Origin of the sequence: Saccharomonospora cyanea NA-134 (assembly GCF_000244975.1) — a bacterium.
Taxonomy (GTDB): domain Bacteria; phylum Actinomycetota; class Actinomycetes; order Mycobacteriales; family Pseudonocardiaceae; genus Saccharomonospora; species Saccharomonospora cyanea.
This window is the reverse complement of the sequence record NZ_CM001440.1, coordinates 419,030-432,091: the sequence shown is the minus strand read 5'-3', so window position 1 is coordinate 432,091 and position 13,062 is coordinate 419,030. Positions and strand designations below refer to the sequence as shown.

At 68.7% G+C, this 13,062-nt stretch carries 13 protein-coding genes and 2 tRNA genes; 7 read left to right on the top strand and 8 right to left on the bottom strand.

Features of this window, described 5'->3' with window-relative positions; translation table 11 throughout:
- Positions 1–113: 113 nt before the first annotated feature.
- The 6 genes from SACCYDRAFT_RS02205 to SACCYDRAFT_RS02180 all read right to left on the bottom strand — a co-directional run bounded on the left by SACCYDRAFT_RS02205 (position 114) and on the right by SACCYDRAFT_RS02180 (position 5,521).
- Positions 114–1,259, bottom strand: a complete 1,146-nt coding sequence (locus SACCYDRAFT_RS02205) for a S1 family peptidase (protein WP_005453178.1) — start codon at positions 1,257–1,259, stop codon at positions 114–116.
- 182 nt (positions 1,260–1,441) lie between these two features.
- Positions 1,442–1,606 carry a 50S ribosomal protein L33 gene (gene rpmG, locus SACCYDRAFT_RS02200; protein WP_005453176.1) on the bottom strand — a complete coding sequence of 55 codons (165 nt, stop codon included), beginning with the start codon at positions 1,604–1,606 and terminating at the stop codon, positions 1,442–1,444.
- A 31-nt stretch (positions 1,607–1,637) separates the two neighbouring features.
- Positions 1,638–1,710: transfer RNA gene (locus SACCYDRAFT_RS02195), tRNA-Met, on the bottom strand.
- A 15-nt stretch (positions 1,711–1,725) separates the two neighbouring features.
- Positions 1,726–1,798 (bottom strand) — tRNA-Thr (locus tag SACCYDRAFT_RS02190).
- 76 nt (positions 1,799–1,874) lie between these two features.
- Entirely contained in the window at positions 1,875–4,532 is a 2,658-nt protein-coding gene (locus tag SACCYDRAFT_RS02185) for a bifunctional diguanylate cyclase/phosphodiesterase (protein ID WP_005453174.1), read from the bottom strand.
- A gap of 338 nt (positions 4,533–4,870) precedes the next feature.
- On the bottom strand, positions 4,871–5,521 hold the full coding sequence (locus SACCYDRAFT_RS02180) for a DedA family protein (protein WP_005453172.1): 651 nt from the start codon (positions 5,519–5,521) through the stop codon (positions 4,871–4,873).
- Between the two features lie 166 nt (positions 5,522–5,687).
- Between SACCYDRAFT_RS02180 and SACCYDRAFT_RS02175 the strand changes: the two genes are divergently transcribed.
- The 7 genes from SACCYDRAFT_RS02175 to SACCYDRAFT_RS02145 all read left to right on the top strand — a co-directional run bounded on the left by SACCYDRAFT_RS02175 (position 5,688) and on the right by SACCYDRAFT_RS02145 (position 11,211).
- Positions 5,688–6,833 (top strand): sensor histidine kinase, encoded by a 1,146-nt coding sequence (locus tag SACCYDRAFT_RS02175; protein ID WP_005453170.1) that lies wholly within the window; start codon positions 5,688–5,690, stop codon positions 6,831–6,833.
- Positions 6,824–7,468 (top strand): response regulator, encoded by a 645-nt coding sequence (locus SACCYDRAFT_RS02170; RefSeq protein WP_005453168.1) that lies wholly within the window; start codon positions 6,824–6,826, stop codon positions 7,466–7,468. The genes SACCYDRAFT_RS02175 and SACCYDRAFT_RS02170 overlap by 10 nt, the downstream gene beginning before the upstream one ends.
- A gap of 62 nt (positions 7,469–7,530) precedes the next feature.
- Positions 7,531–7,785 (top strand): DUF2630 family protein, encoded by a 255-nt coding sequence (locus SACCYDRAFT_RS02165; RefSeq protein ID WP_005453166.1) that lies wholly within the window; start codon positions 7,531–7,533, stop codon positions 7,783–7,785.
- A gap of 143 nt (positions 7,786–7,928) precedes the next feature.
- Positions 7,929–9,692, top strand: a complete 1,764-nt coding sequence (gene ctaD, locus SACCYDRAFT_RS02160; RefSeq protein WP_005453165.1) for an aa3-type cytochrome oxidase subunit I — start codon at positions 7,929–7,931, stop codon at positions 9,690–9,692.
- 36 nt (positions 9,693–9,728) lie between these two features.
- Positions 9,729–10,205, top strand: coding sequence for a DUF309 domain-containing protein (locus SACCYDRAFT_RS02155; protein WP_005453162.1), 477 nt, complete (start codon positions 9,729–9,731; stop codon positions 10,203–10,205).
- A gap of 68 nt (positions 10,206–10,273) precedes the next feature.
- Positions 10,274–10,969 (top strand): hypothetical protein, encoded by a 696-nt coding sequence (locus tag SACCYDRAFT_RS02150; RefSeq protein WP_005453160.1) that lies wholly within the window; start codon positions 10,274–10,276, stop codon positions 10,967–10,969.
- Positions 10,966–11,211: a hypothetical protein gene (locus tag SACCYDRAFT_RS02145; RefSeq protein ID WP_005453159.1), complete on the top strand. Its 246-nt coding sequence runs from the start codon at positions 10,966–10,968 to the stop codon at positions 11,209–11,211. Before SACCYDRAFT_RS02150 ends, SACCYDRAFT_RS02145 begins: the two co-directional genes overlap by 4 nt.
- Positions 11,212–11,214: 3 nt before the next feature.
- Here SACCYDRAFT_RS02145 and SACCYDRAFT_RS02140 read toward each other — a convergent pair whose 3' ends face one another.
- Both SACCYDRAFT_RS02140 and SACCYDRAFT_RS02135 read right to left on the bottom strand, forming a co-directional pair.
- Positions 11,215–12,156, bottom strand: a complete 942-nt coding sequence (locus SACCYDRAFT_RS02140; RefSeq protein WP_005453158.1) for an ABC-2 transporter permease — start codon at positions 12,154–12,156, stop codon at positions 11,215–11,217.
- Positions 12,153–13,061, bottom strand: a complete 909-nt coding sequence (locus SACCYDRAFT_RS02135) for an ABC transporter ATP-binding protein (RefSeq protein WP_005453157.1) — start codon at positions 13,059–13,061, stop codon at positions 12,153–12,155. Before SACCYDRAFT_RS02135 ends, SACCYDRAFT_RS02140 begins: the two co-directional genes overlap by 4 nt.
- Between the last annotated feature and the right edge of the window lies 1 nt (position 13,062).

Below are 13,062 nucleotides of genomic sequence, written 5' to 3'. Positions count from 1 at the left end.
AACGGCAGGTTACCGGGGCGCGTCCACGGCTACCGGACGCGGCGGCAGCCACGGCCAGGCTCCACAAGACACGGGGCCTGCCCGCGACCGCCGCCGCGGCGAGTGGGAAGGGATCAGTTCAAGCGCACGCCGTACGCGCTGAGCGCCTCCGTCAGCGGCTGGAAGAACGAGCTGCCGCCACCCATACCGGAGGTGATGCCGAGACCGACGCTGCCGGCGAACAGCGCACCGCCGGAGTCACCGGAGTTGACCGACGCCGAGGTCTGCACCAGCTGGTACACGGCACCCTGCGGGTAGTTCACGGTGACGTTCGTGGCCCGCACGGTGCCGCAGGTGAGACCCGTGGTGCTGCCGCTCTTGCAGATCGACTGGCCCACGTACGCGTTGGACGCCGAGTTGATCTGCTGGGCCGAGCCGTTGTACAGGCTCACCGCGCCCGGCGCACTGCCCGTGTCGTTGCGGATCAGGCCGTAGTCGTTGCCGGGGAAGCTGGCACCGACCGAGGGACCGACGTTCCACTGGGACACCGCACCGGTGCAGTGACCGGCGTCGACGATGTAGTTCTGGCCTCCCGAGTTGACGTTGAAGCCCGCCGAGCAGCGGCTGCCACCTCCCGTGATGGCCTCGCCACCGTAGATGGCCGCTTCGAACCCACCCGCGACGTACTCGACCCTGACCTTGTCGCCCAGCCGCTCCGCCGCGGCCACCAGGTCGGCGGCCTGGGCGTCGTCGGCCGCGTCCGAGACCGTGACCACCACCTGGTTCGTGATGGGATCGGTGGCGATCGTGGTGTCCGACACCGACGGCAGGGACTCCAGTTCCGCCCGCGCGGACTCCAGCTCGGCGGCCGTGTGGGAGACGAGCCTCGTCACCACACCCGAGCTTTCGACCGAGGTCGCCGCGGCCTGGCTCACGACGTTGACCACGGGGTTGCCGGAGGCGTCCAGGTACCCGCCCGCGGCACGGTCGCCGAGCTGGGACAGCGCCGCGTCGAGAGTCCGGACGGCGGCGTCCTGTGTACGCAGCAGCGCCTTCGCCGCCTCCTGGTCGACACCGCGTTCCGCGACGAGCGCGGACACCGCCTCCGCGGCGACGTCGGCGGAATAGCCCTCGACTCCGGACGTCGACGCCGTGGAGGCCTCTGGGGTCTCGGAGGCCTTGGAGGCCTCCGAGGCCTCCGAGGCCATTGCCGGCGCCACCGCACCGAACACCAGGGCGCACGCTCCGGCCGCGACCGTCGATCTCACCAGTTTCCTCATGTCGGTCCTCACTTCCGCAGGGTTGGAAATGGGTCGCCGACCAAGGTGATCCCTGACACGCCGGAAAAGGTAGGCCCGATCGTTGGGTTTTTTCCAACTTCCCTGACGCTATACTGCCGTCCAACACAACGAAGCCGCCCTCGACTCGCGAGGGCGGCTTCGTGAAGCTGGTGGGATACGCGTCAGCGCGTCTCCTTGTGCACCCGGTGCGTTCCGCAATTGGGGCAGAACTTCTTCATCTCCAAGCGATCCGGGTCGTTGCGACGGTTCTTCTTGGTGATGTAGTTGCGGTGCTTGCAGACCTCGCACGCCAACGTGATCTTCGGTCGTACGTCGGTGGCAGCCACAACGGCTCCTTACTCTCTCATCGAAACAGCGTAGCGGTGGCCGGACTCGAACCGGCGACACAGCGATTATGAGCCGCTTGCTCTACCGACTGAGCTACACCGCCTCGTAACACACACCGAGCCCCTTTACGGAATCGAACCGTAGACCTTCTCCTTACCATGGAGACGCTCTGCCGACTGAGCTAAAGGGGCCTGCCCCATCGGGCTGACAACAAGAATACAGCACCTGCCGAGCCCCCGAAGGCGGGGGTCGGTTTAGGGCAAAACCTCAGGTCAGCAGGGTCAACACCGCCTCGGACGCGGGATCGAGGGAGCGGGCCGTCCTGGCCTGCAGCCAGGCCTCCAGGCGGTCTTCCGACAGCGGCCGGGAGATGAGATAGCCCTGGGCCACGTCGCAGCCCATGGCCTCCAGCTGATCGCGCGCCAGGTCCTCCTCGACGCCCTCGGCGACCACCGTGAGCCCCAGCGAATGCCCCAGTTCCACGATCGATCTGACCACGGCCAAATCGCCCAGGTCGGTGCCCATGCCGAACACGAAGCTCTTGTCGATCTTGACCTGGTCGACGGGGAGCTGCCGCAGGTAGGCCAGCGACGAGTACCCGGTGCCGAAGTCGTCCACGGCCAACTCGATCCCCAACTCGCTCAGCTCCCGCAGGATCGGCAGCGCCCGCTCCGGGTCCTGCATCACGTCCGACTCGGTGAGCTCCAGCGTGAGCAGCTCACCGGGAACACCGAACCGTTCCAGCGACTCGGCGACCCGCTTGGGGAACTCCGCGTCGGCGAGGTTGCGCACCGACAGGTTCACCGCGACCGAGATGCGCAACCCCTCGGCGAGCCATCGCCGCACGCGGTCGAGCGCCGTTTCCAGCACGAACGACGTGAGGACACCGACCAGCCCCGCGGCCTCGACGGCGGGCACGAACTCGTCGGGGTTGACCCGGCCGAACTCCGGGTGCTGCCAGCGCACCAGCGCCTCGACGCCCAGCACCTGCTTGCCGGGAAGGGCGACCTTCGGCTGGTAGTGCACCGTGACCTGCCCCTCCTCGATGGCCTGCCGGAACTGCGTGACCATCTGGAACCGTCGCAGGAAGATCTGCCCCATGCTGGGGACGTAGGACTTCACCTCCTCGCCTCCGCGGGTGGCACGGACCGCCATGTCGGCCCGTTGCAGGAGACTGTCCACGTCGGCGCGCTCGGCGTTCTCCTCCGCCGTCGTCGTGACGTAACCGACCACGGCGTTGGCCTCGACCATGAGCCGTTCCACGGGGTACGGCGCGGAGAGCTGGCTCCGCAGCCGCTGGGCGACCCGCTGCGCGCACTCCGCGTCGCAGTCGGCGAGCAGTACGGCGAACGACGCGCCCTCCAGCCTCGCCAGCGGAACGTCGGAGCCCAGCGTGTCGCGCATGCGCCTGCCCGCCGCCATCAACATCCGGTCGGCCCAGGTGTAGCCGAGTGCATCGCTGACGGTGGAGAACACGTCGAGATCGACCCGCAGCACCACCAAGTTCGCGCACTTCCGGAGCGGTTCGGCGGCCACCTGCCGGAAACCGGGACGGTTCAGCAGCCCCGTCAGCGGATCGTGATAGGCGTCGTGGCGCAGTGTGGCGAGCAACCTGCGGTTGTCGAGCGCGGTGGCCAGATGACTCGCCATCGTGCCGAGCAACTGGACGTCGTACTTGCCGAAGCCCCGCCACCGCGACAACCTGTCGTGTGCCTCGACGATGCCGAGCAGTTGGTTGGCGCTGCGCAGCGGGACGGCGAGCGCCTCGCTCGCGCCTCGGTGGAGCAGCGCCGACCTGACCTGGGTGTTGGCCTCGGTGATGCGCAGGTGCCGGACGTGGGAGCCCGGCAGCCGCAGCAGCGGGTCGTCGATTCCCTGGTCGTCCCTCGCGGCGGCGGGCAGTTCCTCGCCGACCACCACGGTGCGCAGCGGTTCGTCGGGTTCGAGCCGCAGCCGCAGCACGATCCGGGCCGCGGCGAGCTGGTCGCGGATGCGCTCGGCGATCGTGGCCCACTCGTCGAGGTCGACGTCCACGCCGATGTCGCCGGCCTTGCCCGCCGGACGTGCCGCGACCTGCTGTCCCGACCTGGCCACCATGAGGCTCACGTCGGTGAGCGCCTCCATGTCGCGCTGTTCGCGTAGCAGGTCGGAGTACGCCCAGTACAGCGCGGCGAGGCCGAGGCTCACCGCGAGCACGATCGGCCAGGCTTGCGGGGTCTTCGAGACGACGAGGTAGCCGGTGAGCCCCACGGAGGCGTTGACGAAGCCGACCACGAGGATGCGGCCCGCGAGCCGGACCACGGTGCCGATCCTCATGCGCCGACGCAGCACGCGCACGGCCGCCATCGCGAGCAGCGTGCTGGCGAGCGGTGCGGTCAGCGTGCCCGCGAGCGCGGCCAGCCACGGCATGTGGTCGCCCTCGCCGAGGGCGTGGCTCACGAGGCCCGCGACGGCGAACGCGCTCGTGACCTCCAGCAGGAACGCGCCCGCGTTGTAGAGGACGCGACCGGTGACCCGGCGTGCCAGCAGTGTGGTGACGCCCGCGACGACGTGCGCGGCGAGTACGACTTCGAATGGGGCGACCAGCAGGCCGATGACCAGTGGTATCTCGGTGAAGGAGATGGTCCAGGAGATTCCGCTGCGGACGTCGACGTTGACGCCGAGTTGCTCGGCCCCGAGGAAGGCCACGGCGAGCAGTGGTCCGATCCACCACAGATGGATCGAGCCGTGGAAGGGCAACCACGCGGACACCGCTGCCGCCGCCGCGATCCCCAGTGTGAGCACCGCCACTGTGTAGAGGCGGAACCGACTCTCGTCCGCGTGCGCCTCACTCGACGATTGGCTCTCCTCGATCGACCGCCCAGCCGGTTCCGGCACATCACCCGCCGCACCGGCCTCGGGGGCGTCGCCGTATGCGTCCGGCATGCAACCTCCTTGCGTGACGCGCATGCGCCTGTCGGGGCCGACCCGCGAACGAGGCGATACTTTACCCCCAGTAGGCGTATCGGGACGGCTGATCGCTGCCATCAGATCAGCGCTGCGTTAACAACGTCCAACATTGACGGTCGTCCGACCGCGAAGCGGGTGAACACCTCCGTCTCGAATTGGTCGCGAATGGTAGTCGACGAGTATAGTGATTTATGACACATTCCGTCTTGCTTCGCGACCCAACCGCCTTCGCGCGGCGAACCGGGCGCACACACACGAACACCCGCGCGCTGATCCGCGCGCGGGTGTCGGTGTTTCCGATACGCCCCGGTGGTTCAGACGCCCGCGTTGCGACGCTCACGCACGCGCTTCACCACGAACACCGCGAGAGCGATCACGATGGCTCCGATGACGACGTACTGGAAGATGCCCGCGTACTCGTCGACCACGTGCCAGTTGGCACCCAGGAAGTAGCCCGCGACGACGAAGATGGAGTTCCACAACAGACTGCCGAGTGCGGTGAGCGACAGGAACACCCAGAACGGCATCCGCTCGATGCCTGCGGGCACGGAGATGAAGCTGCGCACCAACGGCACCATGCGCCCGAAGAACACCGCCTTGGTCCCGTGCTTGCGGAACCACCGCTCGGCGTGGTCGAAGTCCGACTCCTTGACCAGCGGCAGCATCGTGATCAGCTTGCGGGTGCGCTCCCGGCCGAAGAAGTACCCCACCAGGTACACGATGACCGCACCGATCACCGAACCCGCCGTGGTCCACACCAGCGCCTCGACGAGGCTGAACCGGCCCTGCGCGGCGGTGAAGCCCGCGAGCGGCAGGATCAGCTCGCTCGGAATCGGCGGGAACAGGTTGTCGAGTCCCACAGCCACGGCCGCACCCGGGCCGCCGAGCGCGTCCATGAGATCAACCGTCCACCCGGCGAGCCCACCGAGCTCGGTGTTGTCGGCCTGAGCTACGAGACTGTTCATGAGGGGCCTTTCGCGAAGTCACAAGTCCGTTTGTGGCCAGAACACTACAAAGCGCTACGGCATGGACGGGATGGTGCACACCGCCGAGTGCGGGGTGCTCATCCGCAGGCCGGAACTGTGGAAAACCTCAGTCACACGGTGATCCGGCCCGGCTAGTCTCTGCGGGGTGTCCTCCCCCGCTGAGCGTATCGCGCGCGGTGCGCTGCGGGTGTGCACCGGGTTGTCGCTCGGAGCTCTCACGGCCTTCGCGGAACTGGTTTTCGTCGTCCTCACCGCTCCGGCCCTGATCACACCGGTCACGCGGAGGTGGGTGTTCGCGAGCGCACGCCGCCTGGCCGAGGTCGAGCGCGCGAGGGTCGCCCGGTTCCTGGGCAACGAGAACTCGGGTGACTACGACGACGGCCGGGCGTGGCGCTATCTCGCCGTACGGTGTGTGGTGGGCGGGCTGGGCGCGGGAGTCCTCGTGCTGATCGTGCTTGGGGTGATCACCGGCGCCATCATGCTGGGGCAGTTGCTGTCGGGTGAGGCCGTGGGCGGTGGCGACGACCCCCGCTGGTACGACCCGCTCACCGTGACGCTGGGTGGGACGCTGTTGTCGTTCCTCGCCGTCCAGGGACTGCTGGGGGTGGCCGCGCTGGACCGCGCGGTCGCCCACCGTTTCCTCGGGCCGAGCGACAAGGAACGGCTGCGCAGGCGGGTTCGGGAGCTCGCCACCACCCGGGCCGAGGTGGTCGAGGCGGTGAACGCCGAACGCAGGCGCATCGAGCGGGACCTCCACGACGGTGTGCAGCAGTCGCTGGTGGCTCTGGGAATGCTGTTGGGGCGAGCCCGCAGGGCGTCGGACGCGGCCCGGGTGGACGAGCTGGTGAGGCAGGCCCACGAGCAGTCGCGGCAAGCGTTGAACGAACTGCGTGAGGTGACCTGGCGGGTGTATCCCATCGCGCTGGAGACGGGAGGGCTCGGCGTGGCGCTGGAGTCGCTGGCCGAGCGATCGACCGTGCCGACGACGTTGTGTTACGAGCTCTCCGAACGCCCGGACGCGGCGACGGAGACGGTGGCGTACTTCGTCGTGTCGGAGGCCGTGACGAACGCGTTGAAACACTCCGGCTGCGCCCGGATCGAGATCAGGGTGTCGCGGACCGAGACAATGATCATCGTGCAGATCACCGATGACGGCGTCGGCGGAGCGGATCCGGCCGGCGCGGGGTTGTCCGGACTCGCGCGCAGGGTCGCGGCGGCCGACGGCGGCTTCGCCGTGGACAGCCCCCTCGACGGGCCCACCGTGGTCAGGGCGGAGCTCCCGTGCGCGTGATCCTGGCCGAGGACTCGGCCCTGCTGCGGGAGGGCCTGGTGCGGCTACTCGCCGAGGAGGGACACGACGTGGTGGCGGCGGTGTCCGACGGCGAGGCGCTCGTGGCCGCCACGGGTGAGCACCGTCCCGACGTGGTCGTCACCGACGTGCGCATGCCTCCCACGCACACCGACGAGGGGTTGAGGGCCGCCATGGAGATCCGGCGGTCGTGGCCGGAGATCGGTGTGCTCGTGCTCTCCCAGTACGTGGAGCGCCGCTACGCGGCCGACCTCGTCAGTGACGACCGCGGCCGGGTGGGTTACCTGCTCAAGGACCGGGTGGCTCAGGTCGGCGAGTTCCTCGACGCCCTCGACCGCGTCGCGGCGGGGGGCGCGGCGTTCGACCCCGAGGTGGTGCGGCGGCTGCTCGCCCGTACGAGCCGGGTGGACCCGCTCGCCCGGTTGACGCAGCGGGAACGCGAGGTGCTGGAGAAGATGGCGCAGGGACACACCAACGCGAGCATCGCCGCCACCCTCCACGTCTCGCGCAGCGCCGTCGAGAAACACGTCGGCACGATCTTCGACAAGCTCGACCTCGGCCACGTCACCGGCTTCAGCCGCCGGGTGCTCGCCGTGCTGCGGTACCTCCAGTCGTGAGCCGCGGCCCGGTTTCGGCTTCGCCGCCACCGGGCACGCCCAGGTGCGGAAAGGAGCGGCAGATGGCGAACACGGACGGCACCGACAACCCGCTGGAGCGAATCAACCGGCTCATCGCCGAGGAGCGGGAGCTGCGTTCGCGGGCGACCGGTGAGGGCCTCAGCGACGACGACAAGAGCAAGTTGAAGGAGCTCGAGCAGCGCCTCGACCAGTGCTGGGACCTGCTGCGGAGGCGGCGTGCGAACTCCGAGTTCGGCGTCAGCCCTGACCAGGCTGAGGCCCGGCCGGTGAGCGAGGTCGAGTCGTACCAGCAGTAGTCGACGCGAACGACTCCGCCGGCCTCCGCGTCGACATGCGGGTGCGCGGGGTCGGGTCTAGCGTGAAACTCTGACCGCCCCGGATCTGCTCGGAAAGCACCGGCCAGGGACGTGGGGCGCACCGTCGTGAGCGGAGGTGCTTCGTGGACACGCAGATCGGCGTCCGCCCGACTCGGATCCAGCATCCTGCCCCCATACCCGGCAAGCGGTGGCAGGCCATGCTCAGCCTGCTGCGTACGACCGATCACAAGGTGATCGGCAAGTTGTACATGGTCACGTCGATCGTGTTCTTCATGATCGGCGGCGTCATGGCGCTGCTCATCCGGGCCGAGCTGGCACAGCCAGGCCTGCACTTCCTCTCCACCGAGCAGTACAACCAGATGTTCACGCTGCACGGCACGCTGATGCTGCTGCTGTACGCGACCCCCGTGGCGTTCGCCTTCGCCAACCTGATTCTGCCGTTGCAGATAGGTTCCCCCGACGTGGCGTTCCCGCGACTGAACGCGTTGTCGTACTGGTTGTTCCTGTTCGGCGGGCTGATCGTGGTGGGATCGCTCCTGCTTCCCGGCGGGGCCGCCGACTTCGGGTGGACGGCGTACACTCCGCTGTCGCGGGAGATCGCCTCTCCCGGAGTGGGCGGCGACCTGTGGGTGATGGGCCTGGCCGTGTCCGGCCTCGGCACGATCCTCAGCGCCGTCAACATGATCACCACCGTGGTGTGCCTTCGCGCCCCCGGGATGACGATGTGGCGGATGCCGATCTTCACGTGGAACATACTGTTCACGAGCATCCTCGTGCTGATCGCGTTCCCGATCCTCACGGCCGCGCTGATGGGGCTGGCCGCCGACCGGTTGCTCGGCGCGCACGTGTTCGATCCCGCCAACGGCGGCTCCATCCTCTACCAGCACCTGTTCTGGTTCTTCGGGCATCCCGAGGTCTACATCGTGGCGCTGCCGTTCTTCGGCATCATCACCGAGATCATCCCCGTGTTCAGCCGGAAACCGCTGTTCGGCTACCGGCTGATGGTGTTCGCGACGATCGGGATCATGGGGTTGTCCATCGTCGTGTGGGCGCACCACATGTTCGCCACGGGCGCGGTGCTGCTGCCGTTCTTCTCCATGACGACGTTCCTCATCGCGGTGCCGACGGGGATCAAGTTCTTCAACTGGATCGGCACGATGTGGAAGGGTCAGTTGACTTTCGAGACGCCGATGCTGTGGTCGTTCGGCTTCCTCATCACCTTCCTGCTCGGCGGCCTGACCGGTGTCATCCTCGCCTCGCCGCCGCTGGACTTCCACGTGCACGACTCGTACTTCGTGGTGGCGCACTTCCACTACGTGCTGTTCGGCACCATCGTGTTCGCCACGTTCGGCGGCATCTACTTCTGGTTCCCGAAGTTCACCGGACGGATGCTCAACGAGCCGCTGGGCAAGCTGCACTTCTGGCTCACGTTCGTCGGCTTCCACACCACGTTCCTGGTGCAGCACTGGCTCGGCAACGAAGGGATGCCCCGCCGCTACGCCGACTACCTGCCCACCGACGGGTTCACCACGCTGCACGTGGTGTCGTCCATCGGCGCGTTCATTCTGGGGCTTTCGATGCTGCCGTTCCTGTGGAACGTGGTGCGCAGTTACCGCTTCGGGGATCCGGTGACGGTGGACGACCCCTGGGGCTACGGCAACTCGCTCGAATGGGCGACCACCTGCCCGCCGCCGCGCCACAACTTCACGGAGCTGCCCCGGATCCGGTCGGAACGCCCCGCGTTCGAGCTGCACTACCCGCACATGATCGAGCGGAACCACGCCGAGGCACACATCACGTTCACCGGTAAGACGAAGTCGTGGGAGGACTCCACGACGCCACCGGAGGTGAAGGCGTCCGACGCCACGAAGGGCGAGACCGGATAGCCCCACTCGGCCACGAGGCCGTGCCACACTCGACGCGTGGCTGAGCGCGACCGAGACGACGAGGGACGAGCCCGCAACGCCAGGCCGAGGGACGGCCTCGGCAGGCCCCTGCCGCGTGATGCGACCGGAGTGCCCCGTCAGCCCGAGGGCGTGGCGCGCACGCCGGAGGAAACGCTGCGCGAGGCGCAGCGACTGCTCGACGAGGGCAAGCCCTTCCACGCGCACGAGGTGTTCGAGGACGCGTGGAAGTCGGGGCCGGAGGCCGAGCGGGAACTGTGGCGGGGGCTCGCTCAGCTCGCCGTGGGGCTCACCCACGCGGCTCGGGGCAACCGGGCGGGAGCCGTGGCGCTGCTGAGGCGCGGTGCCGAGAACATCGCTCCGTTCGCCGGCGCACGCCCGCACGGCATCGACGTCACGACCCTGCGCGACTGGGCGGCCACGCTGGCCGAAAGCGTGCCGCGCCACGAGACGCCGCCCGACCCTGCCGCACTCGCACCTCGGCTCAGGCCGTGAGACGGCGATAAGACAGCACGAGCGGGTACTCGACAAGGACGTCCCTCCACTGTGGGAGGTGGTCCGAGGTGACGCACTGGAACGACGCCGACGATCTGGAAGGCCCCGAACCGCCCAAGGCTCCCTCCGAGTCCGGTGACGAGGTCGACGAGTCCGAACCCGATGTCCTGCTCGACGTACCGGATCTGTCTGTCGACGAGATCGACCTCGAGGTCGAGGACCTGCGGGCGAACGTCTCGCTCCAGGCCGACGTGCTCGACCTGCTGAAGCTCCACGTCGGCGCCGACGTGAAGCTGGGCAGGGTGTCACTCACGATCACGGGGGTCCAGGCGCAGGCACAGCTCAAGGTCCGGCTCAACCGGGTGGCGGAGATCATCGGCCGGGTACTCACCACCATCGACCGGAACCCCGAGGTGCTCGAACACGTGGTGCGGACGGTGGAGCCCGTGCTGCGCGACGCGGGTGTCGCGGTCGGTGAACTCGGTGAAGGCGGTAGGAGAGCGCTCGAGGACGTGGGCCACGGCGCCGGCGACACGGTGGAGGGAGTCGGCGGGGCCACGGAGGAACTCACCGGCGACCCCGGCACGGCGATGGACAGTCTGACGGAGAAGCCGGAAGCCGCAGGGGCCGAGGCTGAGACCGGTATGGAGACCGGCATGGAGACCGACATGGAACGCGGACCGAAACGTCGCAGGCCGCCGGGTGACCGCCGCGAGCCGCGTCGCCGCGTACCCCCAAAACGCCGCAGGCCTCGGCCGTCGTGACCGACTCCGAGGCCCCGGACGTCTCGTTCACCGCCCATGTCGACGGGAAGAGGCTGCGCTGGCACGAGGACCCGGAAACCGAGGTGTCGTTCCACGGTTCCGACGGCTTCCGGTCGCGGTCGAGCAGCGAGCGGGTCGGCCTGCCCGAACGAGTCCGGGCCCGGCACACCTACCGTGACGTCACGGTGGACTACCGGCTCGAATGCGCGCTGCCCGACCGGGAAACCGAACCCACCGAGTGAGACTCAGGCGATCCGGCCGACCCGCCACAACCCCACCCCGAGCAGCGCCGCGCCGACGACGAGGTGGATGGCGCTCTCGACGCCCTGGAACAGCCAGAACCGGTCGGCAGGGTGGAACGCCGTCCGTTGTTCCACCACCCCCTGACGGGTCAGGCAGGTCGCCGACGTGTCACCGTCTTGGCATGCCGAGGGGTTGAACGGCACCACGGCACCCTGCTCGTCGTAGTACACGGACCCCAGCCGCCACGCGTCGTCGGGCACGGGACTCGTTTCCCGCTCCGCCGACGCCGTGACATGGGCGGGTTCGGCGTAGTGCGACCGCGCGGCAACACCGACGCCCACCATGAGAACCAGGTAGAGCACCAGCGTGAGGGCCATGGCCCCCACCGTGTTCCGCAGGACGAGTCCGGCCGTGGTGCCGATGGCGAACGCCAGGGCGGTGTAGGCGCCCAGCACCGGGCCCTGGGTCTCGAACGCGGGAGTCAGCAACGAGCCTCGCGTGACGTAGTACAGCGGGTCGAACGCCCACGCGCTGAACAGGCCGAGCGCGAACATCGACGCCACGGTGGGAAGGCCGACGACGGCCACCTTGACCGACCACCAGCGGAGCCTGCTGATCGACTGGGTCAGGCCGAGGATGTGCGTGCCCTGCTCGAAGTCCCTGGCGAACAGCGGTGCCCCGGTGAACATGCCCAGCAGGGCGGGCAGCCCCAGGAGCACCATCGGGAAGTTCCGGGCGTATCCCTCGAAGGCGTCCGCGAAGGAAGCCATCGCGCCCTGCGGACAGCGCTCGCCCTCGACCCGCACACAGCCCTCGATTCCGGCCGCGGCGAGGTGGTCGAGTGCGGCGATCCGGAACCAGAGCATCACCGCGGCTGTCACCAGCACGAGAGCGAACACGACGAGCAGTGAGAGCCGGTGTTGCCGCCACGCCACCCAGGTCATGCCGCGACCTCCTCGTCCTGTGTGGTGCCCAGCGGCTTCGTCGCACGCAGGTAGGCCATCACCAGCTCTTCCAGGGTCGGATCGTGCACTTCCCAGCCGGGCCCGGGCACCGATCGCTGCGGCGTGTCGCGGAGCAGGAAGGTCACCTGCCGGGCCGTGCTTCGCGCTTCGACGACGGCGTGCTCGGGCATCGAGTACCCGTGGTCACCCGCCGGCCCGATCAGCAGCGCGTGCTCGGACACCAACCGATCCACGTCGCCGGCCAGCCGGAGCTCACCCCCGGAGAGCAGCAGCAGGTGATCGCAGACGTTCTCCAGGTCCGACAGAACGTGCGAGGACAGCAACACCGTCATGCCGGTCTCGGCGACCTCGGCCATGAGCACCTGCATCACGTCCGCTCGCGCCACCGGGTCGAGGTCGGCCAGCGGTTCGTCGAGCACCAGCACCGTGGGTCGCCTGCCCAGCGCGACGGCCAACGCCACCCTCGTGCGCTGTCCGCCGGAGAGCGTGCCGATCCGGGCTCTCGTCGGGACGTCGGCGTCGGTGACGAGCCGACGCGCGTACGCGGCGTCCCAGTCGGTGTTGAGGGAGCGGCCCGCGCGCAGCATCTCCTCCACCGTGAAATTCGAGAACAGCGGCTTGTCCTGTGCCAGGAAGGACAGTCCGGGGTGCGTTCCCCTGCCGTCGGCAGGCTGCCCCAGTACCCGCATCTCGCCCGTGGTGGGCCTCCGCAGTCCGGTGGTGAGCGACAGCAATGTGCTCTTGCCCGCACCGTTCGGTCCGACGAGTGCGCACACGCTTCCCCGAGGCAGCGAGAACGTGCAGTCCCGTAACCCCCATCCCCTCCGGTACCGCTTGCCCAACCCGACCGCCTCCAAGGCGGCCGCTGTCTCGTCTGCCAACACG

Coding starts and splice junctions, on each gene's coding strand:
- SACCYDRAFT_RS02205 (WP_005453178.1), bottom strand. CDS start 1,259: ATGAGGAAACTGGTGAGATCGACGGTCGCGGCCGGAGCGTGCGCCCTG.
- SACCYDRAFT_RS02185 (WP_005453174.1), bottom strand. CDS start 4,532: ATGCCGGACGCATACGGCGACGCCCCCGAGGCCGGTGCGGCGGGTGAT.
- SACCYDRAFT_RS02180 (WP_005453172.1), bottom strand. CDS start 5,521: ATGAACAGTCTCGTAGCTCAGGCCGACAACACCGAGCTCGGTGGGCTC.
- SACCYDRAFT_RS02165 (WP_005453166.1), top strand. CDS start 7,531: ATGGCGAACACGGACGGCACCGACAACCCGCTGGAGCGAATCAACCGG.
- SACCYDRAFT_RS02140 (WP_005453158.1), bottom strand. CDS start 12,156: ATGACCTGGGTGGCGTGGCGGCAACACCGGCTCTCACTGCTCGTCGTG.